Origin of the sequence: Amycolatopsis sp. 3B14 (assembly GCF_050958625.1) — a bacterium.
Lineage (GTDB): Bacteria > Actinomycetota > Actinomycetes > Mycobacteriales > Pseudonocardiaceae > Amycolatopsis_E > Amycolatopsis_E thermoflava.
Map to the genome: position 1 here is coordinate 12,284 of NZ_JBHZEN010000022.1, position 24,687 is coordinate 36,970.

The 24,687-nt window shown below is 73.7% G+C and carries 24 protein-coding genes; 7 read left to right on the forward strand and 17 right to left on the reverse strand.

Translation table 11 applies throughout. The features are described 5' to 3' along the window. Positions 1-49: 49 nt before the first annotated feature. Entirely contained in the window at positions 50-712 is a 663-nt protein-coding gene (locus tag ACCP09_RS12610) for a cutinase family protein (protein ID WP_433746020.1), read from the forward strand. Here the strand turns inward: ACCP09_RS12610 and purE are convergent. Genes purE through ACCP09_RS12635 form a run of 5 tightly spaced genes read right to left on the reverse strand, consistent with a single transcriptional unit; the run spans position 709 to position 5,719 of the window. Continuing rightward, positions 709-1,242, reverse strand: coding sequence for a 5-(carboxyamino)imidazole ribonucleotide mutase (purE, locus tag ACCP09_RS12615; protein ID WP_051079491.1), 534 nt, complete (start codon positions 1,240-1,242; stop codon positions 709-711). The two genes, ACCP09_RS12610 and purE, sit on opposite strands and share 4 nt — an antisense overlap. Further along, positions 1,215-2,396, reverse strand: coding sequence for a 5-(carboxyamino)imidazole ribonucleotide synthase (locus ACCP09_RS12620; RefSeq protein WP_433746023.1), 1,182 nt, complete (start codon positions 2,394-2,396; stop codon positions 1,215-1,217). Before ACCP09_RS12620 ends, purE begins: the two co-directional genes overlap by 28 nt. Before the next feature lie 7 nt (positions 2,397-2,403). Beyond that, positions 2,404-3,546 carry a glycosyltransferase 87 family protein gene (locus ACCP09_RS12625; protein ID WP_433746026.1) on the reverse strand — a complete coding sequence of 381 codons (1,143 nt, stop codon included), beginning with the start codon at positions 3,544-3,546 and terminating at the stop codon, positions 2,404-2,406. Continuing rightward, positions 3,521-4,852: a glycosyltransferase 87 family protein gene (locus tag ACCP09_RS12630; RefSeq protein ID WP_027932446.1), complete on the reverse strand. Its 1,332-nt coding sequence runs from the start codon at positions 4,850-4,852 to the stop codon at positions 3,521-3,523. The genes ACCP09_RS12625 and ACCP09_RS12630 overlap by 26 nt, the downstream gene beginning before the upstream one ends. 42 nt (positions 4,853-4,894) lie before the next feature. Further along, positions 4,895-5,719, reverse strand: a complete 825-nt coding sequence (locus tag ACCP09_RS12635) for a GGDEF domain-containing protein (protein ID WP_027932447.1) — start codon at positions 5,717-5,719, stop codon at positions 4,895-4,897. Positions 5,720-5,884: 165 nt separating this feature from the next. Here ACCP09_RS12635 and ACCP09_RS12640 point away from each other — a divergent pair, with 165 nt between their 5' ends. Together ACCP09_RS12640 and ACCP09_RS12645 are read left to right on the forward strand one after the other, a co-directional pair. Continuing rightward, positions 5,885-8,029, forward strand: a complete 2,145-nt coding sequence (locus ACCP09_RS12640) for a sigma-70 family RNA polymerase sigma factor (RefSeq protein WP_433746031.1) — start codon at positions 5,885-5,887, stop codon at positions 8,027-8,029. 68 nt (positions 8,030-8,097) lie between these two features. Further along, positions 8,098-8,631 (forward strand): GtrA family protein, encoded by a 534-nt coding sequence (locus tag ACCP09_RS12645; protein WP_027932448.1) that lies wholly within the window; start codon positions 8,098-8,100, stop codon positions 8,629-8,631. A gap of 584 nt (positions 8,632-9,215) precedes the next feature. Here the strand turns inward: ACCP09_RS12645 and ACCP09_RS12650 are convergent. Both ACCP09_RS12650 and ACCP09_RS12655 read right to left on the reverse strand, forming a co-directional pair. Continuing rightward, positions 9,216-10,505: an ATP-binding protein gene (locus tag ACCP09_RS12650; RefSeq protein ID WP_027932449.1), complete on the reverse strand. Its 1,290-nt coding sequence runs from the start codon at positions 10,503-10,505 to the stop codon at positions 9,216-9,218. After that, complete coding sequence (locus ACCP09_RS12655; RefSeq protein WP_026153804.1) at positions 10,505-11,197, reverse strand: response regulator transcription factor; 693 nt, start codon at positions 11,195-11,197, stop codon at positions 10,505-10,507. Before ACCP09_RS12655 ends, ACCP09_RS12650 begins: the two co-directional genes overlap by 1 nt. 47 nt (positions 11,198-11,244) lie before the next feature. Here ACCP09_RS12655 and hisN point away from each other — a divergent pair, with 47 nt between their 5' ends. After that, positions 11,245-12,027: a histidinol-phosphatase gene (gene hisN, locus ACCP09_RS12660; RefSeq protein WP_378365751.1), complete on the forward strand. Its 783-nt coding sequence runs from the start codon at positions 11,245-11,247 to the stop codon at positions 12,025-12,027. Here hisN and ACCP09_RS12665 read toward each other — a convergent pair. The 8 genes from ACCP09_RS12665 to ACCP09_RS12700 form a co-directional block, all read right to left on the reverse strand. Further along, positions 12,012-12,545: a DinB family protein gene (locus ACCP09_RS12665; RefSeq protein WP_433746034.1), complete on the reverse strand. Its 534-nt coding sequence runs from the start codon at positions 12,543-12,545 to the stop codon at positions 12,012-12,014. The genes hisN and ACCP09_RS12665 overlap by 16 nt on opposite strands. Positions 12,546-12,613: 68 nt before the next feature. Then, entirely contained in the window at positions 12,614-12,892 is a 279-nt protein-coding gene (locus tag ACCP09_RS12670; RefSeq protein WP_017986852.1) for a hypothetical protein, read from the reverse strand. Continuing rightward, positions 12,889-14,727: a TNT domain-containing protein gene (locus ACCP09_RS12675; protein ID WP_433746037.1), complete on the reverse strand. Its 1,839-nt coding sequence runs from the start codon at positions 14,725-14,727 to the stop codon at positions 12,889-12,891. The genes ACCP09_RS12670 and ACCP09_RS12675 overlap by 4 nt, the downstream gene beginning before the upstream one ends. 3 nt (positions 14,728-14,730) lie before the next feature. Next, entirely contained in the window at positions 14,731-15,051 is a 321-nt protein-coding gene (locus ACCP09_RS12680) for a hypothetical protein (RefSeq protein ID WP_027932452.1), read from the reverse strand. Then, the gene (locus ACCP09_RS12685; protein WP_433746040.1) at positions 15,048-15,473 is read right to left on the reverse strand and encodes a YbaB/EbfC family nucleoid-associated protein; all 426 of its coding nucleotides are present in this window, start codon (positions 15,471-15,473) and stop codon (positions 15,048-15,050) included. The genes ACCP09_RS12680 and ACCP09_RS12685 overlap by 4 nt, the downstream gene beginning before the upstream one ends. Positions 15,474-15,558: 85 nt before the next feature. Further along, entirely contained in the window at positions 15,559-16,158 is a 600-nt protein-coding gene (locus ACCP09_RS12690) for a GNAT family N-acetyltransferase (protein ID WP_123683882.1), read from the reverse strand. Continuing rightward, the gene (locus ACCP09_RS12695; RefSeq protein WP_027932454.1) at positions 16,139-16,684 is read right to left on the reverse strand and encodes a PH domain-containing protein; all 546 of its coding nucleotides are present in this window, start codon (positions 16,682-16,684) and stop codon (positions 16,139-16,141) included. Before ACCP09_RS12695 ends, ACCP09_RS12690 begins: the two co-directional genes overlap by 20 nt. 23 nt (positions 16,685-16,707) lie before the next feature. Continuing rightward, positions 16,708-17,529 (reverse strand): biotin--[acetyl-CoA-carboxylase] ligase, encoded by an 822-nt coding sequence (locus tag ACCP09_RS12700; RefSeq protein ID WP_433746045.1) that lies wholly within the window; start codon positions 17,527-17,529, stop codon positions 16,708-16,710. A 99-nt stretch (positions 17,530-17,628) separates the two neighbouring features. Between ACCP09_RS12700 and ACCP09_RS12705 the strand changes: the two genes are divergently transcribed. After that, positions 17,629-18,756, forward strand: a complete 1,128-nt coding sequence (locus tag ACCP09_RS12705) for an NlpC/P60 family protein (protein WP_433746100.1) — start codon at positions 17,629-17,631, stop codon at positions 18,754-18,756. A gap of 7 nt (positions 18,757-18,763) precedes the next feature. On the opposite strand, the gene ACCP09_RS12710 is transcribed toward ACCP09_RS12705, so the two are convergent. Next, positions 18,764-21,754: a BTAD domain-containing putative transcriptional regulator gene (locus ACCP09_RS12710; RefSeq protein WP_433746048.1), complete on the reverse strand. Its 2,991-nt coding sequence runs from the start codon at positions 21,752-21,754 to the stop codon at positions 18,764-18,766. Positions 21,755-21,822: 68 nt separating this feature from the next. Between ACCP09_RS12710 and ACCP09_RS12715 the strand changes: the two genes are divergently transcribed. Further along, positions 21,823-22,692, forward strand: coding sequence for an alpha/beta fold hydrolase (locus ACCP09_RS12715; protein WP_027932457.1), 870 nt, complete (start codon positions 21,823-21,825; stop codon positions 22,690-22,692). Positions 22,693-22,720: 28 nt separating this feature from the next. Here the strand turns inward: ACCP09_RS12715 and ACCP09_RS12720 are convergent, their stop codons facing one another. Then, positions 22,721-24,067, reverse strand: a complete 1,347-nt coding sequence (locus tag ACCP09_RS12720; protein ID WP_433746051.1) for an MFS transporter — start codon at positions 24,065-24,067, stop codon at positions 22,721-22,723. Positions 24,068-24,149: 82 nt separating this feature from the next. Here ACCP09_RS12720 and ACCP09_RS12725 point away from each other — a divergent pair, with 82 nt between their 5' ends. Next, entirely contained in the window at positions 24,150-24,665 is a 516-nt protein-coding gene (locus ACCP09_RS12725) for a winged helix-turn-helix transcriptional regulator (protein ID WP_027932459.1), read from the forward strand. Positions 24,666-24,687 lie beyond the last annotated feature (22 nt).

The window sequence follows — 24,687 nt, forward strand, 5'->3', positions numbered from 1 at the left end:
GGTGATTTCACCGATGCCCCGGGCAACACGATGGCGGGAAACTCGGTGAATGGTCCACAACAGACTTCGCACACTGGCCCTGCTCGCCTGCGCCGTCGTCGGGCTGGCCGGCACTGCGGTGGCCGGCAATGCCACCGCCGACGCCGCCGCCTGCTCCGACCTGGAGATCGTCTTCGCCCGCGGCAGCGGCGAGGCGCCCGGCCTCGGCATCACGGGCACCCCGCTGGTCTCCGACGTGAAGTCCGCGCTGTCCTCGGCGTCGGTCTCGTCCTACGCGGTCAACTACGCCGCGAGCTACGACCAGACCAGCGCGGGCCCCGGCGCCACCGACATGAGCAACCACATCAAGTCCACCGCGGCCGCGTGCTCGGACACCAAGTTCGCGATCGGCGGCTACTCGCAGGGCGCGAGCGTCACCGACATCGCGATCGGCATCCGGACCTACCTCGGCACCGGGCAGACCATCCCGACCGAGCTGGCGCCGCGCGTGGTCGCGGTGATCGCGTTCGGCAACCCGCTCGGCCTGTACGGGCAGACGATCAAGACGGCCAGCCCGGCCTACGGCCCGAAGTCACTGGAGTTCTGCAACCGCGGCGACACCGTCTGCGGCGGCACGGGCACCGGGCCGGGCTACGGCCACCTCAGCTACGCCACGGACGGCAGCGTCGACCAGGCGGCGGCCTTCATCGCGAAGCAGTACAACGCCAGCTAGGACTGAAGCTTTTCCTGGAGCTTCGCGTCCTTGTCGAGGACGAGCTGTTCGAGGTCGGCCTGGAAGGCGGCCATCTTCTCCCGCAACGCCGGGTCCTGCGCGGCCAGGATCCGCACGGCCAGCAGCCCGGCGTTGCGGGCGCCACCGATCGACACCGTCGCCACCGGCACCCCGGCCGGCATCTGCACGATCGACAGCAGCGAGTCCATGCCGTCGAGGTACTTCAGCGGGACCGGCACGCCGATCACCGGCAGCACCGTCGCCGAGGCGACCATGCCGGGCAGGTGCGCTGCTCCCCCGGCGCCGGCGATGATCACCTTGATGCCGCGGTCCGCCGCGCTGCGGGCGTAGTCGAGCATCCGCTGCGGGGTCCGGTGCGCGGAGTACACGCCGACCTCGTAGGACACGCCGAACTCGTCCAGCGCCGTCCCGGCCGCTTCGAGCACGGGCCAGTCGGAGTCACTGCCCATGATCACGCCGACGTCGGTCACGCGTCTTCCTCTCAGTGGATGTCGTAGCCGTCGGGCCATTCGGCGTGCGACAGCCAGTGCGCGGCCAGCTTGGCGCGGGTCCGCAGGTTGTCCAGGTCGCCGCCGACGAAGTTGAGGTGCCCGAGCTTGCGGCCGGGCCGCTCGCCCTTGCCGTAGAGGTGCACCCGGGCGTCCGGGAAACGAGCGAACAGGTGGTGCAGCCGCTCGTCGGGCGACATCCGCGGCGTTTCCGGGGCACCGAGGACGTTGGCCATCACCGTCGGCGCGATCAGGTCGGTCACGCCGAGCGGGTAGTCCAGGACGGCGCGCACGTGCTGCTCGAACTGCGAGGTGGCCGAGCCGTCCATCGTCCAGTGGCCGGAGTTGTGCGGGCGCATCGCGAGCTCGTTGACCAGCAGCCCGCCGTCGGTCTCGAACAGCTCGACCGCCAGGATGCCGACCACGTTCAGCTCGTTCGCCAGCCGCAGCGCCAGCTCCTGCGCCTCGTGCACCTGCCGCGAGGTCAGGCCCGGCGCGGGCGCCAGCACCTCGGTGTTGATGCCGTTCTCCTGCACGGTCTCCACGACCGGCCAGGCCGCGCCCTGCCCGAACGGCGAGCGGGCGACCAGCGCGGACAGCTCCCGCTTCATGGCGACGCGCTGCTCGACCAGCAGCTCGGTGCCCGCGGCGAGCAGCTCGGGCACCAGCGTGCGCGCCTCGGCGTCGGACTCGACCATCCACACGCCACGGCCGTCGTAGCCGCCGGTGGCCGCCTTCAGCACGACCGGCCAGCCGTGCTCGGCGCCGAACTTGAGGAGGTCCTCCACTTCGGACACCTCGGCGTACGGCGGGCACGGGAACCCGGTGGCCGACAGGTGGTCGCGCATCACCAGCTTGTTCTGCGCGAACGCCAGCGCGTCCGGGCCGGGCCGCACCGTGAAGCCCTCGTTGACCAGCGCGAACAGGTGCTCCCACGGGACGTGCTCGTGGTCGAAGGTGACCACGTCGACAGTCTTGGCGAACTCGCGCAGCGCGTCGAGGTCGGTGTGGTGACCGATCTGGACCTGCCCGGCGACCAGGCCGGCGGCGTCGTTCTCGTCGATCGCGAGGACCCGGAGCGACTGTCCCAGCGAAATCGCGGCCTGATGTGTCATCCGGGCGAGCTGGCCGCCGCCCACCATCCCGACGACCGGGAGACCTGTGCGCTTGTCCATAGCGGTTCTAGATTACGGGGAGACGCAGCTCACGGGCCGCCAGCCCGATGATTCCCAGCGCGGCGGCCAGCACGTACGCGTTGCCGGGCACGAACAGCTCCGGCCCCCAGCCGAACTCGGTGTCGCCGCCGTTGGGCACCAGCATCACCACGCAGCTGGCGAAGAACGCGGCCACCAGACCCGCCCACACCCAGCGCGCCTTCGACGCGAGCAGGACGATCAGCGGCACCGCCCACACCCAGTGGTGCGACCACGAAACCGGCGAGACCAGCAACCCGAAGAAGGCGGTCACCAGCAACGCGGCCAGCGTCTCGCCACGCTGGTGCAGCCGTCGCACCAGCCACACCGCGGGCACCGCGAGCACCGCGCCGACGGCCAGCGCGACCGCCGTCGACCAGGACGCCTCGTGCGAGAGCCGGTTCACCAGCCCGCCCAGCGACTGGTTGAAGATCCAGGACACCCCGCCCACGCGGTGCGGATCGAACGCGGCCTCGGCCCAGTACCGCGCGGCGTCGCCGGGCATCAGCGCGAACATCACGGCCTGGAGCCCGGCGAACGTGGCCAGCGCGCGCAGCCCGTCGCGCCACCGGCCGGTGACGAACAGGTGCGCCACGAAGATCAGCGGCGTCAGCTTCACCGCGGCCGCGACCCCGATCAGCACGCCGGACCAGCGCGAGCCGGCCAGCACCAGCACGTCGACCACGACCAGCGCGAGCAGCACCAGGTTGATCTGCCCGAGGAAGATCGTCTTCCAGACCGGCTCCAGCCCCAGCGCCGCCACCGTCAGCCCGGCGACCGCCCAACCGCGGAACCGGCCGCTCACGCGGATCACCACGGCCAGCGACAGCACCGACGCCGCCGCCAGCACGCCCCACGTCAGACCGCTGGGCAACGCGGCGAGCGGGACGAACAGCAACGCCGCGGCGGGCGGGTAGGTGAACGGCAGCGACACCCACGACGGCAGCGTGGTCAGCCGGTCCGGGGTGTAGACCGCGTCGCCCTGCAGGAAGGTCAGCGCGCCGGCGCGGTAGACCGCGCTGTCCGCGCCCAGGTGCCAGCCCGCGAGCCAGCCGGCCACCCCGGCCGCGAACGCGCCCAGTACGAGGACGCCGACGAGTGCGGGCTCAGCCCGGGACCGCAACGTCGTCACGCGCCCGCTCCCGCCGGCGCTGCAACGCCCAGCGCGTCACCAGCACCACGGTCAGGACCAGTGGCGTGAGGATGTAGGCGTTGCCGAGCACGGTCTGCCAGAACTTCCAGTGCAGCTCGATGTTGCGCCCGTTGGGCAGCGCCAGCAGCACGCAGCTGATGAACACCGCGACCACCGCCCCGGTGGCGACCCAGCGCTTCCACGCGTTCGCGAGCGTGGCCTGCGGCAGCCGGGACACCAGCAGCACGATCAGCGGCACGGCCCAGACCCAGTGGTGCGACCACGAAATCGGCGAGGCCAGCAGCCCGAAGAACGCGGTGACCAGCAGGGCGGCCAGCGCCTGACCGCGGCGGTGGAAACGCAGCATCAGCCACACGGCCGGGATCGCCAGGAGCGCCGCGACGCCGAGCGCCGCCTTCGAGGCCCACGGCGCGAGGTCGGTGAGCCGGTTCATCAGGCCGTTCAGCGACTGGTTACCCGCCCAGTGCACCGGCCCGATGCGGCCGGTGTCGGAGATCGTCTTGGTCCAGTAGCGGATGGTGTCGCCCGGGATCAGCGCCAGCATCAGCAGCTGCAGGCCGAGGAACACGCCGAACGCGCGGAAGGCCTCGCGGCGGCGGCCGGTCAGGAACAGGTGCGCGACGAACACCAGCGGCGTCAGCTTCACCGCCGAGGCGATGCCGACCAGCACCCCGCCCCAGCGGGTGTTGCGGGTGGTGACGACGAGGACGTCGAGCACGACGACGGCCATCAGGATCAGGTTGATCTGGCCGAGGAAGATCGTCCGCCAGACCGGCTCGAGGCCGAGCATGACCAGCGAGAACAGCAGCGTCGCGCGGGCCGGCGAGGACCACCAGCGGCGGACGGCGGGCGGGGTCGGCAGCGAGCCGATCGCCACGCGGACCACGAGCGCCATCGCCAGCACCGAGATCGCGGTCAGCACGCCCCAGGCGATCTGGACCGGCAGGATCGCCAGCGGCACGAACAGCAGCGCGGCCGTCGGCGGGTAGGTGAACGGCAGCAGCGCCCACCACGGTTCCGGCGGCAGGGTGTTCGCGTCGTACAGCGGTTCGCCGTGGAGCAGGGTGATCGCTCCAGCCCGGTACACCGCGCTGTCCACGCCGAGCCGCCAGTCGAGCAGCCAGCCGACGACACCGAAGACGAGCGCGAGCAACGGGACGAGCGACAGCAGCAGGATCGAACGCGGCCGCACCGACAACCGGGCGAGCGAGGTCCGCAGGGCCAGGCGCGGGTGCGCCGGCTCGCTGAGCGGTTCGCCGCCGGCGGCGGGCACTGACTGGGTCACCCTTTCAGGAAATCACGAAACGGCTTTTCAGTGGCGACAGGGTCAGGTTCGTGCGAGTCGCTGCAGCAGGTCGCACGCGGAGTCGTGCGTGGCGGGCAGCCGGACCAACTTGATCTTCGGCGGGCTGACCGATTCCAGCTGGTCGTCGACCGACAGGCGCTCGTGCAGTTCGCGCCGCAGCATCACGGCCTTCGCGGCGATCCGGCCGTCGCGCGGGACCGCGGCGGCGACCGTCGACGGCCCGAGCTTCGCGATGCTCTCGCCGCCGTCGAACACCACCCGCAGCGCCTCCGCGATCAGGATCATCGCGGTGAGCCGCGACCAGCCGGTCACGCCGGTCAGGTCGACCGACACCACCAGCAGCGTGTGGTCCTCCGACACCCGCTGGGCCGGCCGCCCGTACAGCTCGCGCAACCGGGTCCGCAGGTAGGACGCGGTGGGCAGGCCGGTCAGCGGGTCGATGACCTCGGTGGTGGCGAGCTTGTCCATCGCGACCTCGGCCCACGCGAGCGCCGCCACCCGCAGTAGCCGGGACGGCAGCGCGTCCACGTCCGGGCTCACCGGACCGCCTGAATCCCCCGGCGGGGTGATCACGGCGTGCAACGCCGCCAGATCCGCGAGCGTTTCGGCCAGCCCGGCGCCCGCCGCGGCCCGCGCCCTGGCCAGGCCCGCGATCGGGATTTCCGCCGTGCCCCTGCGCAGCAGCGCCGTGCACACCGTGTCGACCTCCGGCAGCGCCCAGTCGCTGGGGAAACGCCATCCCGCGGCCAGGCTCGCGGACCGCCAGCGTGCCCGCAGCTCAGCCAGGGACCGGCCATCGCCGCCGGGCTCCGGTTCGAGCCGCAAACCCATGGCCGGCACGTCCACTGGCAACCGTCCTCTCGTCCCGCGACCGCTGTTCCGGTGAAGTGACGATCCACCCGGCGGGTCGTGACGGAATTACACCGTGCGGGTCAATAGGGCGAGGTGTTGCGTGACGACGCCGGGCCGGTCAGTCACACTGATCGCGCAACACTGGGGATAAGGAGAGCGGTGTCCACCCTTCCGGCCGATTTCGAGGGCAAGAGCGACGCGGAGTTGATCACCGACGTCCGCACCGGCACCCTGGCCGCCTACGGCACGCTCTACGAACGGCACGTGGGCGCGGCCTACAACCTGGCGCGGCAGCTCGCGCGGTCCAACGCCGAGGCCGACGACCTGGTGTCCGACGCGTTCGCGAAGGTCCTCGACACGCTGCGCGGCGGCAAGGGCCCGGACAGCGCCTTCCGCGCCTACCTGCTCACCGCGCTGCGGCACACCGCCTACGACAAGACCCGCAAGGACAAGCGCGTCGACCTCAACGAGGACATGACGACGGTCGGCGCGGAGGCGCTGACCGTCCAGTTCTCCGACACCGCCGTCGCCGGCCTGGAGCGGACGATGGCGGCCAAGGCCTTCGCGTCCCTGCCCGAGCGCTGGCAGGCGGTGCTGTGGCACACCGAGATCGAGCAGCAGAGCCCGGCGGAGGTCGCGCCGCTGCTGGGCCTGACGCCGAACGGGGTGTCCGCGCTCGCCTACCGCGCCCGCGAGGGTCTGCGGCAGGCCTACCTGCAGGTCCACCTGGCCGAGACGTCCGCCGAGAAGTGCCGCGCCTGCGCCGAGCGGCTGGGCGCGTGGACCCGCGACGGCCTGTCGAAACGGGAACGCGCCCAGGTCGAGGCGCACCTGGACGAGTGCGACGACTGTCGCGCGCTGGCCGCCGAGCTGGCCGAGGTCAACGGCGCGCTGCGGGCGATCATCGCGCCGATCGTGCTCGGCGGTGCGGCACTGGGCTACCTCGCGACCGCGGGCAAGGCGACGGCCGCGACCGTGGCGACCGCGGGCGCCGCGGCCGGGTCCGCGGGTGGCGCGGCTTCGCTCGCCGCGGCCGGGCCGCGGCAGTTCGTCGGCGTCGGCATCGCCGGGACGGCGGTGGCCGCGGCGGTCGCCGCCGCGCTGGCCGCGGGTGGCGGCACCCAGGAGATCCCGGCGGCCGCGTCGGTCCCGGCGCCACCGCCCGCCGTCGCGCCTGCCCAGCCACCGGCCCCGCCCGCTGCTCCGCCCGCCGCGCCGCCCGCGCCGGCCGTCGAGCCGGCACCCGCGCCCGTCGTGCCCCCGGCGGCCGCGCCGACTCCGGCACCGCCGCCACCGCCGCCTGCCGCGCCCGCGAACATCACCGCGGAGGGCCCGGCCACGGCACTCGAACTGGAACCGGGCGGCGACGCGGTCGCCCTGCCGATCACGGTGCGCAACAGCGGCGCCTCGGTGTCCGAACCGGTCGCGGCGACGCTGAACCTGCCGCCCGGCATCAGCGTCGTCCAGGCCGGTGGCGGTGGTGGCGGCGCCGGCGGTTTCGCCGCGCAGGCCGCCGCCGGGCCGCTGCTGGTGAACTGCCCGCCGGGCGAGGGCACAGTCACCTGCACCACGCCGCGCGGACTGCAGCCGGGTGAGACCGCGGTACTGACGTTCCTGCTGAAGGCCGACCGGACGGCGTCCTCGGGCCAGGTGACCGGGACGGTGAACGCGGGCGCGAACATCCGCCTGTCCGTGAACGTGCCGGTGGCCGTCGCCGAACTGCCGGACGACCTGGCCCTGGAAGCGACGGCCCTCTGGAGCGGCCAGCACGTGTGGGGGCGGACCGCGTGGCTGTCCGTCGATGTGGTCAACAAGGGCGAGAACACCAAGCCCGTCACCCTCTCGATCGACACCGACGCGCGGCTGATCCTGGGCAACTTCCGGGCGGCGTGCGACAGCGGCCCGACGACCACCTGCACCAGTCTCAACGCGCTCGAGCCGGGCGAGCACCTGCGGCTGTGGTTCGAGCTGGACCGGCCGAAGAAGGAATCCCAAACCGTCACCGTTTCGGCGACACTGGGCCGCGCGCACGCGTCGCGGACCGTCACCTTCGACTGCTGGTTGCCGCACTGCGGGGTGCCGGGGCTCGCGCCGACCACGACGACGGTGACGCCGTCGTCGAAACCCGCCACGACGACCAACCCGTCGTCGAGCGGATCGACGACGTCGAGCAGCACGACGACCACGACCACGGTTTCGCCGACGACTCCCTCGGCCCCGTCGAGCACGTCGGCGACCTCGACCACCAAGGACCACGGGCGGCCGTGGTGGTGGTTGCCGTGGATCCCGTACCCGCCGAAATGAATGGGATGAAACCGGCTTCATCCGCTGCCTGACGATCCCCCGTTCCGCGGACTACGTACACTGCGCAAGTGACCGTTGTGGAAAGTGTGTTGTCGCACACGCCCGAGCCACTGCGCTCGGTCTTGATCAAACATCGGGAGCTGCTCAAATTCGGGATCGTCGGCGGAACGACCTTCGTCGTCGACAACGGTGTCTGGTACCTGCTGAAACTGAGCGTGCTGGAAGACAAGCCGACCACCGCGAAAGCGATCGCGATCATCGTCGCGACCATCGTGTCCTACATTCTCAACCGCGAATGGTCGTTCCGGACTCGTGGGGGACGGGAAAGGCACCACGAGGCGGCACTGTTCTTCGTGATCAGCGGTCTGGCCGTGGCCGTGAACCTGATTCCGCTGTGGGTGTCGCGGTACGTGCTGCACCTGGAGCTGCCGCACGTGAGCCGGTTCGCGCAGGAGTTGGCCGACTTCGTCAGCGGGTCCATCATCGGCATGCTGCTGGCGATGGTGTTCCGCTTCTGGGGCTTCAAGCGGTGGGTCTTCCCGGACGAACTGGGGAAGCGCCGCAGGGACCTGTCCCGCGACGAGGCGGACACCAACGCCTGACGCTGCCCGCCGAACGTTCGGTGGCAGCCGGTTGGGCTCGCTCAGCTCAGTGCGGCACGAGCCCAGCGGGCCGGCACCCCATCGCGCTGTCCGCCACCCGCGGCAAGCACCCGGCACGCCACCCACTTCCGGCGCCCCGAGGGCCAAGCCAGCGTCGCCCAGCGACGCTGACGCAACACCTCTCCGCGCCAGCGCACCCTGGGATTCGGTACCCACTCCTTGAGCGGCGGTAAGCCACCCTGCCCGGCGCCCGCGCGCCGCGCCACGCTTCCGGCACCGGTTCCCGGGCGAACCAGGTCACCCCAGCAATGCCTGACGCTGCCGCCCCAGCTCAACGCGGCGCACGCTACACAAGGCCGGCACTCCATCGGGCTGTCCGGCGCCCGCGGCGAAGCACCCGGCACGCCACCCACTTCCGGCCCCGGACGAACCGGCCCAGCCATGCCCGACGCTGCCACCCCAGCTCAACACGACACGCGCCCAGCGGGCCGGCACCCCATCGCGCTGTCCGGCACCCGCGGCAAAGAACCCGGCACGCCACCCACTTCCGGCCCTGGCCGCAGCCGGCCGAGGCTCGCGCCCGCTCAGCGCGGCACGCGCTCCGCGGGCCAGCGCACCTCCGGCACGTCCCCGGGGTTCGGCACCCGCAGGAACAGGCTGAACACCGCCGGCCGCCGGCTGGACAGCTCCAGCCTCCCGCCGTCGGCCTCCGCAAGGGCACGAGCCAGCGCCAGCCCGACCCCCGTCGAGCCGCCGCCGGAAAATCCGCGCTCGAAGATGTGCGGCGCGAGGTCGTCCGGGATCCCCGAACCGGTGTCGCTCACCTCGACCACCACCGTGCCCTCGGTCTCGCCGCGGCGCGCGGCCAGCGTGACCGTCCCCGCCCCGTGCCGCAGCGCGTTGTCCAGCAGCACCCCGACCACCTCGCGCAACCGCCCCGGCGTCGCCCGCGCCATCAGGCCCTCGCCGATCCGCAGTCGCAGGTTGCGGCCCTCCGCGCGCAGCAACTGCCGCCACTCCTGCGACACCTCGGGCAGCTCCGCGGCCAGCTCCAGCGCCTCCGTGTCGACCTCGCTCGCCGCGCGCGCCGCCGCCAGCAGCTCCTCCAGCGCCTCCGACAACCGGTCCGCCTGCTCCTGCGCCGCCCGCGCCTCCTCCGCCGTGTCCGGGTCGTCGGCCACCGTCAGCGACTCCAGCCGCAGCTGCAACGCGGTCAGCCTGCTCCGCAGCTGGTGCGACACGTCCCCGACCAGCTGCCGCTCCCGCTGCACGAGCTGCGCCAGCGCGGTGCCCGACGTGTCCAGCGCCTCGGCGACCATGTCCAGCTCACCGATGCCGTAGCGGCTGGTGTCCGGCCGGAAGTCCCCGCCACCGAGCCGCGCCGCCCGCTCGGCCACGTGCCGCAGCGGCTTGGCCAGGCGCCGGGCGGTCACAGTCGCCACCACCGTCCCGATCGTCACCGAGAACACCACCAGCAGCAGGACCGCCAGCGTGACAGTGGTCTGCCGTGACCGCAGCGGCCCGGACGGGATCGACAGCTCCAGGTGCCCCTGCCGCGCCAGCTGCACGGTCGCCGTCACCGGGTCCTCCCCCGGGTCGGCGCCCTCGGTCATCCGGTCCTGGCCCGGCACCTCGACGACCAGCTTGCCGCCCTGCGGGATCGCGACCGACACCTGCGTGAGGTCGTTCTGGTCGAGCGCGCCGTCGGCCAGCTCGGTGTCCAGCGTCGCCGCGATCTGCGCGGCGCGGCCGGCGAGGTCCTCGTTGTAGATGCTGTCGACCAGCTTCCACGCAGTCACGCCGAGCGGGATGCCCAGCGCCGCCGCGGTCACCGCGACAGCGAGCAGGATGGCGAGCAGGATCCGGCGGCGCACTAGTCTGCGTTGAACCGGAAGCCGACGCCGCGGACCGTCGCGATCCGCCGCTCACCGTCGCCGTGGTGGATCACCGACCCCTTGCCGTCGCTGGTCACCGACAGCTTCCGACGCAGCCACGACATGTGCATGTCGAGCGTCTTCGAGGTCTTGGACTCCAGGTCGTTCCACACCTCGGCGAGGATCTCGTCGCGGCTCACCACCTGCCCGGCGTGGCTCATCAGCACCCGCAGCAGCTCGAACTCCTTGTTCGCCAGCTGCACCTCGCGGCCGTCCACGAGCACCATCCGCGCGCCGAGGTCCATCCGCACCCCGCCGGCTTCGAGCACCTCGGGCGCCCGGCGGCGCAGCAGGGCGCGGATGCGCGCCAGCAGCTCGGCGAGCCGGAACGGCTTGGCCACGTAGTCGTCCGCGCCGGCGTCGAGGCCCACCACGAAGTCGACCTCGTCGGTGCGGGCCGTGAGCATCAGCACCGGCAGCTCGCTGCCGTTCGCGCGCAGCCTGCGGCACACCTCCAGACCGTCCATGCCGGGCAGTCCGAGGTCGAGCACGAGCAGGTCGACCCGCTTGGCCTGGGTGGTGTCGAGCACCGCGGGGCCGTCCCCCACCACTTCGACGTCGTAGCCCTCCCGCTCGAGCGCGCGCGACAGCGGGTCCGCGATCGCCGGGTCGTCCTCGGCCAGCAACACCATGCTCACCTGGCCAACTCTACGACCGCGCCCCGTGAAAACATCGTGGCGTGGCGAGCTACACGGACGATCTCATCCTGGCGGGGAAGCTCGCGGACGCGGCGGACTCGATCACCACGGCCCGGTTCCGCGCCCGCGACCTGAAGGTCAGCAGCAAGCCGGACCGCACGCCGGTCACCGACGCGGACACCGCGGTCGAGGACGCGGTGCGCGAGGTGCTCGCCGCGGAGCGCCCGGACGACGCCGTGGCGGGCGAGGAGCGCGGCGGCACGGCCTGGGAGTCGGGCCGCGCGTGGGTGCTGGACCCCATCGACGGGACGAAGAACTTCCTGCGCGGCGGACCGGTGTGGGCGACGTTGATCGCGCTGGTCGAGGACGGGCGGCCGGTGGTCGGCATGGTCAGCGCGCCGCTGCTGGGCCGCCGCTGGTGGGCCGCGGCGGGCGAGGGCGCGTGGATGAGCGACCCGGCGGGCGAGCGCCGGATCTCGGTGTCGGCGGTGTCCGCGCTGTCCGACGCCTACTTGTCCACGACGGACCTGGGCTCGTGGACCGAGTACCACTCGCGCGAGGCGTACCTGGGCCTCGTCGACGCCTGCTGGGAAACCCGCGCGTTCGGCGACTTCTGGCACCACTGCCTGGTCGCCGAGGGCGCGATCGACCTGGCGGCCGAGCCGATCGTCAACCCGTGGGACGTCGCGCCGATGCAGATCCTGCTCACCGAAGCCGGCGGCCGGTTTTCCGACCTGAGCGGCGCGGAGCGCTTCGACGGCGGCTCGGCGCTGTCGTCGAACGGGCACCTGCACGACGAGGCGCTCGGCTACCTGCGGCGGTAGCGCTCGCCGGTCACGTCCCAGAGGTGGTGCAGCGGGTCGTGGATGAAGTAGCGCGCGAAGGTGTCGATCGTGAAGTGCGCGCCGTCGCTGCGGGTGCCGGTCCGGTCCCACTCCGCGCCACTCACCTCGGCGAGCGCCGTGGCGAGCCGGTCCGCCGCCGCGACCAGCTCGTCCGCCACCACCCGCGGGTCCTGGGTGTCGTACCGGTCCTCGACCGCCGTCGCGTCCTGGTCCCAGTTCGGGAACAACGGGGCGTCCTGCGTGCGGATCAGCCGCAGGCGCTCCAGGTAGATCCGGCACACGTCCCGCACGTGGCAGCCGTACTCCAGGGCGGACCACTTGTCCGGCGCCGGCCGCTCCCGCGCGTCCGGCCTGCCCAGCGCCTCGCGCCAGGCGCCGACGTTCGCGCGCAGCATCGCGGGCACGTCTTCGCGCGCGAAGGTCGCGGCGTCGAAACCGCATTCCGGGCACGGCGCGCGCAGCACCCAGGTCCAGTCCTTGGTGTCGGGGGTGATCATGGGTCGAGCATCACGGCGGCGCCCCGCGAGCACCAGCGCGAATTCCTTAACGGTGCCGTCAGCTCGCCTTAAGCCGGCGCGGGCAGCAACCCCACCGCGCCGCGAGCGACCTGCGACCACGCCAGCCTGCCGAACAGGTAGTGGCACGCGACCTGCTCGTTGGTGAACCTGGCCCAGTCGTAGCGGTTGCCCTGCTCGCGCCAGAACACCTCCCACACCGGGCCGCCCTCTTCGGACTCCTCGACCCGCAGCAGGCACCACGCGTTGTCGGCCTCCTTGCCGATCGAGATCACCTCGCCGGGCACCCCGATGGCCGCCAGCCACCGCACGATCGACTCGACGTTCACTGCGCAGCGCCCTCCTCGAACGTGATGTCCGCCAGATACCCCAGGGTGACCAGCTCGTCGGCCGAATAGACCGCCCGGTACCGCTCGCCGCCGCCGGGCTGCCCGAACCACGGCGCCGACACCGCGCGCCACACCGGCAGGTCCCGCAGCACGCGGTACCGCCGGTAGCCGGCGTCGCGCACCGGCGGCGGCAGCGACCGCCGCGCGAACGGGGTGCCGTCCGGCGCGAACACCCGGCCACGCGGATCGCCGAACCGGTCCAGGACCACGCCCTCGGCCAGCACCTCGGGCTCACCCTCCGCGGTGCCGCCCTCGGGGTACAGCTCGCCGGGCGGCCACGCGTACTCCGGCACCTCGCGGCGCTTCCCGGCGAGGAACCGGCGGTCCCAGTCGCGTTCGTGCAGACCGCCCAGCGGGTCGTACCCGGCGAGCACCCCGGCCGGGGGCGTGCCGGCGGGCGACGGACGGCGGCCGTACCCGGCCTGGACCTTCGCGAGCGCGTCGTCGGTGCGGATCAGGTCGGAGCGCGGGTGGTCGTGCGGCGGGAACCGCAGGCCCGGCGCGTAGTCGACCTCGCACGGCGGCGCGGGCAGCTGCCGCGCCGGCTTGTCAGTGGCCACGGGCAGGTGGCCGATCGGGAACATGTGGACCCGGAACAACGCGACGATCGTTTCCCGTTCCTGCCGCGGCGCGCCCATCGGCTCCGGCGCGCGCGGGGCGGGCTCCGGGTACGGCTGGTACGGCTGACGCGGGCCCGGCGCGACTGGCGCGACCGGCGCTTGTGGCGGTGCTGGTGCCTGTGGCGCGAAGGGGGCCGCGTACCCGGCCGCGGGAGCTGCCGGCGCGTACCCGGCGGCCGGAGCGGGCGCGGCCGGAGCTGGCGCGCCCGGCATCCCCGGCATTCCCACCGGCGGCACGGCAGCATCGGCGAACCCCGCGGCGACGGTTCCGTTCGGCAGCCCGGTCGACGGCGTCGGCACCTCGTCGAAGCCCCCGGAGTCCAGCAGCCCCTCGTACTGCGGCAGCGACGGCGGGGTCGGCGGGTCCGGCAGCTGGATCGGGCCGGTGTCGGTGTCGGCGAAGGCCGGTTCGGGGACCACGGGCGGCACCACCGGCGGCGTCAGCACAGCCGAAGCCACCGCAGACGGCACAGACGGCACAGACGGCACAGACGGCGCACCCGGCGGCGCGCTGCCGAGCACCGCGGGCGACGGCGTGACGACCGGCGCCACCAGTTCCGGCGCCAGCCCGGTGACCACCCCGAGCAGGGCGCCCTGGCCGTCCGGCGTGCGTGCGCCCGGGTTCGGCTCGACGAGCGGGGTGACCAGCGAGCCGACCGGCGCCGGCCCGAGGGTCGCGGCGAGGCCGTGCGTCACGACCGCCAGGTTCGCCGCGGTGCCGCGCAGGATCGGCTCGACGCCGAGGATCGCGGTCGGGTGGCCGTTCTCCGCGGCGGCGAGGCTGGCGTCCCGGTTCTTCGCGGCCTCGACGAGCTGCCGCACCAGTTCGACCTTCGCGGCGCCGACCTGCTCGGCCGCGTTCTCCAGCCGGTCGGCGGCTTCGGCGGCGCCACGCGCGGCGACGGTGAGGTGCCCGTTCTCCGGGTCGACGAACGCCGACCACGCCTGCCCGGCCGCGTCGCCCGCGTCCCGGGACAGCGCGGCGACCGCGGTGCCCGCCTGCTGGTCGGCCTCCGCGGCGAGCGCGGTCAGCTCGCGGTGCGCGTCGCGCCAGGCGGACGCCTGCTCACGCAACCTGTCCTCGTCCGCGTCCGGCCAGGACAGCCCGGTTTCCGCGGCGAGGGCGGCGAGTTCCCGCGGCAGCTCGATGCCCATGCGCTACCCCTGTGCCGTGTCGGTGATCGCCTGCTGCGCGTCCTCTTCGGACCCGCGGTATCGCCCGGCGGCCGCGCCGACGGTCTGCCCGAACGCCGTCAGCCGCCCGGACAGGCTCCGCAGCCCGGCCAGGGTTTCCTCGGCGGGCGGCACGTGCGAGGCCGCGATCGCCTGCCCGACCGGGCCGTCGCCCCACGCCCCGTGCGCGCCGTCGAGGGCGCGCTCCAGCCGCTCCGCGACCGCCGCCGCGCGCTCCGCGAGGTTGCCGAAGTCGCCGGAGGAGACCGCGAGCCGGTCCGCGTCGGCCTCGAAACCGGCGCTCATCGGGTCATCCAGCGGTGGTCCTCGAGGCTCTCCTCGTCCGGGGCTGGGCGGGGTTTCGCCGGCGCGATCTCGGTCGCGTCGAGGTCGCCGGTGCCGAGCAGCAGCGCCTGCGGATCGGTGCCCGCAGGCAGCACGGGCGCCAGCACCTCACCGGCCCGCGCGAGCGCCCGCACGGTGGCTTCGGCGGTGACCCGCACGATCTGCTGCGCCAGCTCGTTCGGCCGGTACCGCCAGTACGCGCCGTCCGCGACGGTCAGGGAAGTCAGCGTGCCGCGCGGACCGACGGTCGCCGTGATCAGCCCGTCGGCGTCGCTGGCCGAGGCGGTGACGGCCGCGAGATCGCGCTGCGCCGACGCGAGGTTCTCCCGGCTGCGGCGGTAGTCGGCGAGCAGTTCCTCCACCTGCGCCCGATGCTCGGTCACGGCACCCCTCCTCGCGAGTACAGCAGTCGGCTCGGACTCGGACGCGCGGCGGCGCGCTCCGGTTCCCCCTCGGCATCAGGTTGCCTCATCGAGCGGAAATACGCATGAGTGCCCGAACCGTGTCGCGCCGTGCGGTCAAATCGAAACCAGCCGCGGAGAACATCTCGATCGTGCCGTGGTAGAGCTCGCCCGCCGGACGCTTTTTGCTGCCATCCACCGGATATCCCTCGACCACGCGGGCGCCGCGGTCGAACGCGTGCCGGGTCGCGGCGCGCAGCATCGCCGCCGCGATGCCCTGCCCGCGGGCGCGGCGGTGCACGTAGAAGCACGTCACCGACCACACGTCCGTGGGATCGTCGTCCGGCAGCGCGGCGACCCGGGAGGTGGCCAGGCGCGGGTTGTCCAGCCGGGGCGAGACCGCGACCCAGGCGACCGGCTCGTCGTCGAGGATCCCCAGCAGCCCCAACGGTTTCCCGGCCCGCACCTCGTCGCGCACGTGCGCCTTGTGCTCATCGGGACCGGTCTCGCGGTACTGCCTGCTGGTCATCCGGTACCAGGCGCACCAGCAGCCGCCCTGCAGCCCGTTCGGGCCGAGCAGCCGCTCGAACAGCGGCCAGTCACCCGCGGTCAGCTCCGTGATCCGCAGGTCGCCGGATCGGGTGAGATCACCGGACGCCGCGGCCACGGGGTTGCGGTCCCTGCTCGCCGGGGAAGTCGTCGTACGGGTTGTCGTTGACCTGGCGGTAGATCATCGTGTGCACCCGCTCGACGCGCGGGATGTCCTCGAAGCGCAGCGGCTCGTCCGAAGCGGACTCGATCACCAGCGTTCCGCAGCCGAAGAGGCGGTCCACGATGCCGTGCTCGAACTGCACGCTGCTGATCCGGCCCAGCGGGATGTCGATGCCGGTGCGCTTGATCACGCCCTCGCGGACGATGAGGCGGTCGGTCGTGACGATGAAGTGGGTGGTGCGCCAGCGGACCAGCGGCACCAGGAAGAACCAGACGATCAGCACCACCGCGACCACGGCGATCGCGATGCGGGCCACGTCGTTCCACGGCGCGGGCGCGTCGCCGGCGAGTGTGACGAGCCAGATGCCCAGCCCCAGCGTCACGAGAAAACCGGTCACCGGCCAGATCAGCATCTTCGCGTGCGGATGGCTGTGCACTATGACCTGCTCGTTCTCGCTGAGCAGATCGTCGGGGTAGGCCACTGCGAACTCCTCTCGCGACCGCTTCACCGTACCGGGCGCAGGTGCACGACGTCTCCGGCGAACACGGTGTGCCGCTTGCCGTCCTGGCCACGCACTTCCAGCTGGCCCGCGCCGTCGACGTCCTCGGCCGTGCCGAGGATCGCGTGGTCGCCCGGCAGCAGCACCCGCACCTCCTGACCGAGGGTCTCGCAGCGCGCCCGGTAGTCGTCCAGCAGGCCGGCCTTCGCGAGGTCGCCGCCCGCGGCGCGCCAGCGGTCCTCCCGGTCGGCGAGCGCGGCCAGCAGCAGCGCGGCGACGTCGGTGCGGTCGGTGGTGCGGGCGCCCTGCTCGGCCAGCGACGTCGCCAGCAGCCCGCCGGCGCCCGGCTCGACACCCGGGCCGAGCGGGCGGACGTTGAGCCCGATGCCGAGCACCACGCCCAGCTCGTCCCCGGCGACGGCCTCGGACAGGATGCCGGCGCACTTGCCGCGGTCCGGGCCGGCGAGCACGTCGTTGGGCCACTTGAGGACGGCGTCGACACCCAGTTCGGCGGTCAGGTCGGTCACCGCGAGCCCGGCCGCGATCGCCAGTGAGCCGAGTGCGCTGAACGGGACCTCCACCGGGCGGAGCAGCACGCTGAGATAGATGCCACTGCCCTTGGGGGACGCCCACACCCGGGCACGCCTGCCGACGCCGGAGGTCTGCTCCTCGGCGATCAGCACCGTCCGGTCCGCCGCGCCCTCGACGCTCGCCCGCCGCAGGTCGGCGTTGGTGGAACCGGTGCTGGGGACGACGTCCAGCGCCGCGTACGGACCCTGCGGGGCCAGCAGTTCGGCGCGCAGCCGCCCGGCGTTGATCGCGTTCATGTGGGAAGCCTATTCGCCCTCCGTCACGCACGAGGGGGTCCGGTCGTTGGATCACTGTGTCCGCGGCGGTCGTTGTCTTTTAGTGTTGGCGAGGTGACCATGCGTTTCCGATCCTGGGGGCGGGCCGCCGCCGGGCGTGCCCTGATCGCGCTGATCCTCGTCGCCGCCGTCGGCACCTGCGGGTGGCTGCTGGTCGAGCCGCCGGGGGAACAGGTGCGGGCCGCCGCCGACGTGGTGCCACCCGAGCCGCCGTCGGGCAACGCGGCGCTGGCCTCCGCGCCGACCGTGCTCGAGCCGAACGCGCCGGTGCAGGCGCAGGCGCCCCAGGAGCAGGGCCGCAGCGAGCTGGAGAAGTGGGCGGCCGGGCTGAGCGGGCCGCTGGACATCCCGGAGCGCGCGCTGATCGGGTACGCGACGGGCGAGCTGACGTTGCGCGAGGAGGACCCGGGCTGCCACCTGTCGTGGGTGACGCTCGCCGGGATCGGCAAGGCCAGCACGAACCACGGCCGGTTCGGCGGCGGATCGCTCGCCGCGGACGGGACGCTGACGAAGGCGCTCGGCGCGGTGCCGCTGACCGGCGCCGCCGGTGAGGCCGCGACGGAGTCGCGCGGCGGGCCGATGCAGCTCACCCAGGCCGAGTGGCAGCGGGCCGGCGGGCGGGGCGACATCCAGGACATCGACGACGCGTCCGTCGCCGCGGGCCGCACCCTGTGCGCCGGGAACACCGACCTGCAGTCCGGGCAGGGCTGGTGGAAGGCGATCGAGCACTACCGCGACTCGGACCTGTTCCGCCAGCAGGCGCTCGGCAACGCCCAGCTGTACGCGCAGCTGTCGCTGGCCCCGGCGTCGGCGTCCGCGCCGTCGGTGCGGGCCACCCGGTTCGCCCTCGACCAGCTCGGCCTGCCCTACGTGTGGGGCGGCAACGGCCCGGACGCGGGCGCGGCCGGGTTCGACTGCTCGGGGCTGACGAAGGCCGCCTACGACGCGGCGGGCGTGAACCTGCTGCGCACCGCGGACATGCAGTTCCGGTCCACCCCGGCGGTCGCCGAGCCGAAGATGGGCGACCTGGTGTTCTACGGCAACCCGGCGACGCGCATCCACCACGTGGGGCTCTACCTGGGCAACGGCCTGATGATCAACGCGCCGACGCAGGGCATGGCCATCCAGATCGCGACGTACCGCACGCGGACGGACGACTACGCGGGAGCGAGCCGCCCGGCGGCCTGACGCGAGCTCAGGCGCTGTGGCGGGCGAGCTCGTCCAGGTACCGGCTGACCGGGCCGAGCGTGAGCAGTCCGCTGCCCGCGCCGGCCAGTTCGCCCGCCGCGGGGAGCAGTTCGGCGTGCAGGCGGGCCATCGTCGCGCGGTCGCCGCGGCGGATCGCGACCAGGGCGTGCAGGCACGTGCGGGCCTCGAAGAGCAGGTCGCGCGGAGAGGGCGGGATCTCCGACCCGTCGTCGGCCACCACGGGACGGCACCACGGCTCGTAGGCGCCGAAGTCGAGGTCGTGCCCGGGGTCGGCGCCGCGCTGGAGGCGATCGCACAGCAGGGCGAAGCCGAGGATCCCACTGTCCACTCCGGACATCCCGGTGCCTGCCAGCCGGGCTGCCGCCGCGCGGTACGCCGCCTCGGCGGGTCGCCCGGCCGCGGACGTCCGCATCGCCCGGTACCACTGCGTGAACACGCCGACGAGCGGGATCTCGTGCTTCTCGCCGAGCTCGTCGGCCGCCTGCGTGTGGCGGTCGGCGGCCGGGAAGTCGGCGAGGGCCGAGGCGGCCTGCATGAGCACGAGGTGGCCGAGCACCTCGAACGCCACCAGCTCGTGGCGCCGGGCCAGCTCGACCAGCTCCCGCCCGATGCGGGCCCGCTCCGGCGCGAGCCCGGCCCGCTCGAACGACTGCATGAACCTGGCGTTCAACGCGAACGCGAGCAGGGCGGGATCGTCGAGGCGCCGGGCCAGTGCCTCGGCTTCCCGCGCCGCCCGCGGTCCCCGGTCGCCCGCGGTGTTGCGCAGTTCGAGGGCAAGCGTGGCGAGCAGGCGCGCGCGCACCGCGTCTTCGCCCGGTGGCAACGCGTCCAGGGTCCGCTCGGTCACGTCGGCGATCCGCTGGGCCAGCTCGGGATCGTCGTGCGCGGTCCAGATCGCGGGCACGTCGAACGCGGCGAGCACGCGTGCGGTCAGCGCGGGGTCGCCGACCTGCTCGGCCAGGGTGAGCGCCTCGGCCCGGTGCTTGCGGGCGCGATCGAGCTCGCCGGCCACGGCCAGCGCCCGCACCAGGCCCATGATCAGCTCGAGCCGCTCCGGCACGCCGGCGGCCGCGCCACCATCCGCGTCAGCGGGCGCGCGACGATCGGCGTGGTCGAGCGCGGCCTGCCACAGCCGCGCGGCCTCGTGCGGGGCGAACCGGCGCTCGGCGTCCTCGGCCGCGGCGCGCGCGTACCGCACCGCGGCGGGCGCCTCGGCGAGCAGGAAGTGGTGCGCCAGCGCGGCGACGTCCCCGGGCCGCAGGCGCTCGATCGCCTCGCCGATCCGCGCGTGCAACCGCGCCCGGCGCGAGCGGGACAGGTCCTGGTAGAGCGTGTCGCGAACGAGCGCGTGCGCGAAGCGGAACCGGCCCGGCCCGTGTTCGACGAGGAAACCGCGTTCGGCGGCGAGTTCCAGCGCGTCGAGGGCGTCGCCGGGCAGGAGGTCCAGGTCGACCTCGGTGCCGATGACCGCGGCCTGTCGCAGCACGGCCTGGACCGCGTCGGGCAGCTGCGCGACGCGGTACCGGACCACGTCCCGCACGCCGGGCGGCACCGCCGAGAGCGCGCCTCCGGTGTCGAGCACGCGTGCCAGTTCACGCACGAAGAACGGGTTGCCGCCGCTGCGCTGGTGGATCGTCCGGGCGGTGCCGGCGTCGATGTCCCGGCCGGTGGTGGCCCGCACGAGGGCCGGCACCGCGTCCGCGGGCAGGCCGCCGAGGTAGATCCGCACCGGCTCGGCCCGCGCGATGCGGCCGAGGAAGCCGGCGAGGGCGGGGGCGACGTCGGTGCTGCGGTAGGTGGCGACGATCAGCACCGGCCCCGGCAGCGGATCGGTGACCAGCGCGGACAGCAGCGCCAAGGTCTCCTCGCCCGCCCAGTGCAGGTCGTCGAGGACCAGCAGCAGCTTGCCTCGCGCGGCGAGCCGCTCGCGCACGGCGCGGTGCCACTGGAAGCGGTTCGGTTCGGCCGGGGGCGCGATGCCGAGCGCGTCGAGGATCCGCGTCCACGGCCAGGCGGCAGGCACGCCTTCGTGCTCGGGGTTGACGCCCCACGCGGTGGACCAGCCCCGCGCTTCCATCTCGGCGGTGAACGCTTCGGCGAGCGCGGTCTTGCCCGCGCCCGCCTCCCCGGAGATGAGGACCAGGGGCGCCCGCCCGGCGGCCTCGACGAGCCGCGCCAGCTCACCGTCCCGCCCGACGAGCGTGCCCGAACCCGGCGCGGCACCCCGCAGCTCGGGCGCCTGCGCGAGGATGCCCGCCTCCAGCTCGCGCAGGTCCGGCCCGGGGTCGACGCCCAGTTCGTCGGCCAGCGCCTGCCGTGCCCGGCGCAGCGCGGCGAGCGCGTCGCCCTGACGACCGGCCCGGTACAGCGCGAGCGCGAGCAGCCGCCACCCGTTCTCCCGCAGCGGGTGCGCGCCGGTGTGGGCCTCCAGGTCGGGCACGGCTTCGGCGGCACGTCCGAGGCCCAGCAACGCGTCCGCCCGGCGTTCCACGGCGAGCAGGCGCAGCTCGTCCAGGCGCGCGATCTCCGCGCGTGCCCAACCCTGATCGGCGAACTCGGCGTAGGCGGGACCCCGCCACAGACCCAGCGCCTCGTCCACAAGGGACAGTGCTTCGGCCGGTGCGAGGCCGGCGGACTTCGTGACCGCCTCCTCGAAGCGCCAGGCGTCGACCTCCTCGGCGCGCAGCGCGTAGCCGCCGCCGGTGGTCACGAGCAACTCAGCGGGGGTGCGCGGCGGCCGGTCGGGTTCCAAGGCGCGGCGCAACGCCGCGATGAAGGTCTGGATGGCTCCGACCGCGCCGTCGGGCGGGTCGTCCCACAGGTCGTCGACGAGGCGGTCGACCGGCACCACCCGGCCGCGGGCGATCAGCAGGCGCGCGAGAACGGCCCGGTGCCGCGGCCCCTTGAGGTCGAGCGGACCGCGCCCGGCCTCGGCGATCAGCGGGCCGAGCACCGCGAACCGCACGGACGAGCCCATCACCACGCACTGTAGCCGCTGAGCGCGTGCTGATCCGTTGCTGACCGGGCCGGCGCAAGCTCGGTGCCATGCAGATCACCGGATTCGACTACCAGCGGGTTCCCGTCGCCGAGGGCGTTTCACTCAACGTGGCCATCGGCGGCTCCGGCAGCCCGGTCGTGCTGTTGCACGGCTTCCCGCAGACCCACCTGATGTGGCGGCACGTGGCCGCCGACCTCGTCGCCGACCACACCGTGATCGTGCCGGACCTGCGCGGTTACGGCGACAGCGACAAGCCCGCGGACACCGGCGAGACGTACTCCAAGCGCACGATGGCCGCCGACGTCGTGGCGGTGGCCCGCGCGTTCGGGCACCCGCGGTTCGCGCTGGCCGGGCACGACCGCGGCGCGCTGGTCGCGATCCGCGCCGGACTGGACCACCCGGACGCGGTGACGCACCTGGCGTCGCTGGACGTGCTGCCCACGCTGGACATGTGGGACGTGATGCACGGCGCGAGCGCGGCCGTCGGGTTCCACCTGTACCTGATGGCGCAGCCGCCCGGACTGGCGGAGAAAATGATCGCCGCTGTGCCGGACGAGTTCTTCGGCTACTTCCTGGACGCGTGGACGCAGAACCCGGACGCGATCCCGGCGGACGTGCGGGCCGAGTACCTGCGCGCCTCCCGCGAAGCGGTGACCTCGATCGTCGCCGACTACCGGGCGACCGCCGGGATCGACATCACGCACGACACCGCCGACCGCGAAGCCGGCCGCCACCTGACGATGCCGGTGACCGTGCTGCAGCAGGACTGGGGCGCCGCACTCGGCTACGACGCCGCAGCGGTGTGGCGGAAGTGGGCGCCGGACCTCGACCACCGCACGGTGACCTCGGGCCACTTCATGGCGGAGGAGGGTCCGGCGGAGGTGATCAAGGCGCTGCGCGACCTCCTGGCGCGATGACGGCGAGCAGCGGACGGAGGACGACCCGCTAGCCCCGTCCGCTGCTCACCAGCCCGTGCTCCGGAACGCGCTCCCGGCCCAGGGCTGTCAGCACAGCGCCGAGCAGCGCGAGCGCGCCCGTGATCGCCGCCGCGTAGTTCACCCCGCCAGGGCCGGGCGCCGCGGCCAGCACGACCGCGACCAGGGCGATCCCCAGCGCCGATCCGACGTAGCGGGCCGTGTTGTTGGCCCCGGTGCCCATCGCGGCTCGGTCGGGCGGCACGGTTCGCACCGAGAGCCCGGCCAGCGCCGCGTTCGACAGGCCGGTTCCCACGCCCGCGACGGCCAGCCCGGGCACGAAGTGCCACCACGACGACTGCGTGGTCAGCCCCAGCGTGGCCAGCTCCCCGGCCGCGCACAGGCCGAGCCCCAGCGCGGCCTGGCGGCGGTCGCCCAGCCGTACCGTCACCCGCCGGGCCTGGGCGGCCACCACGAACGACACGCCCGACCAGATCGACGCCACCGCCGCCGCGGCGAGCGGGGTCAGCCCGAGCAGCCGGTGCAACAGGCTGGGCAGGAACGTCATGAACGACACGACCGCGATCCCGCTGGTCAGCGCTCCCGTCGTGGCCGCGCGGAAGGCCGGGGCACGCAGCAGCCTCAGGTCGATCATCGGCTCCGCGACCCGCAGCTCGACCACGACGAACACGGCCAGCAGGACCACCGCGGGCGCCGCCCAGACCAACACATCCGCGCCCCAGCCCGCACGGGCCTCGGTCAGGGCCGCGACCAGTAGCGCGATCCCCGGCCCCAGCGTCAGCAGGCCCGCGAAGTCCGTCGGCCGCGGGATCCCCCGGGACTCCGGCAACCGGGCGCCTGCGGCCGCCACCGCCGCGCCGAGCAGCGCGATCAGCCAGTACACCGACCGCCAGCCCGCCGGCGCGGTCAGCAGCGCGGCCATCACCGGCCCGACCGTGATCCCACCGCCGAGCATCGCGCCCCACATCCCCGTCGCCCGCACGCGCGCCGCCCCGGCCGGGTGGGCGTGCGCGATGAGCCCGAGGCTGGACACCAGCAACGCCGCCCCGGCCACGCCCTGCACTATGCGCCCCAGGACGAACGCCCAGGTCGCCGGCGCCAGCGCGCACAGCACGCTGCCGGCCGCGAGCCCCGCGCCGCCCAGCACGAACACCCGCCTGCGGCCGAATGTGTCCGCGAGACTCCCCGCGATCAGCAGCGCCGCGGCCAGCCCGAGGCTGATGCTCCCGAGGATCCACGTCTGCCCGGCGGGCCCCGCCCCGAGCTCGTCCGCGATCTCGCCGAGCGTGGCGAGCGGCGCGGTGAAGTTCACCAGCACCAGGAACGCCGCGGCGCACGCGATCACCAGCGTTGCCATCACCCCTCCAGTTCAGTCAATGAACTAGCAGTGACCCTAGCAGCAGCAGTTCAATAACTGAACCAGTCGCTATGCTTGGGTCGTGGCACTCGGCAAGGACTACGCGACCCAGGACTGCTCACTGGCGCGGGCGCTGGAGGTCGTCGGCGAACGGTGGACGCTGCTCGTCCTGCGGGACTTCTTCTACGGCGTCCGGCGGTTCGGCGACCTGTGCGCGCACCTGGACATCCCGCGCGCCGTCCTCACCGACCGGCTGAAGTCCCTGGTCGCCGCGGGCCTGCTCGAACGGCGGCCGCGGCCGTCCGGCCACGAGTACGTCCTCACCGAGCGCGGCATCGCCCTGTGGCCCGCGGTGTTCGCGCTGGCGCAGTGGGGCGAGCACGAGTTCGGGCCGCCCGCCGGGCCGCGGCGCGTCTTCAGCCACGCGGACTGCGGCACGGCCGTCACCGAGTCCGGGCTCTGCCCGCGCTGCCGGACCGTCCCGGGCCCGGCGGACCTGATGGTGAGCCTCGGCCCCGGCGCGAAGCCCGGCCTCCGGGACGACCCGGTGAGCGTCGCGCTGCGGGAGCCGCACCGGCTGCTGACCCCGCTGGCCTGATCCGCTCTGCGCGAAATCCCTG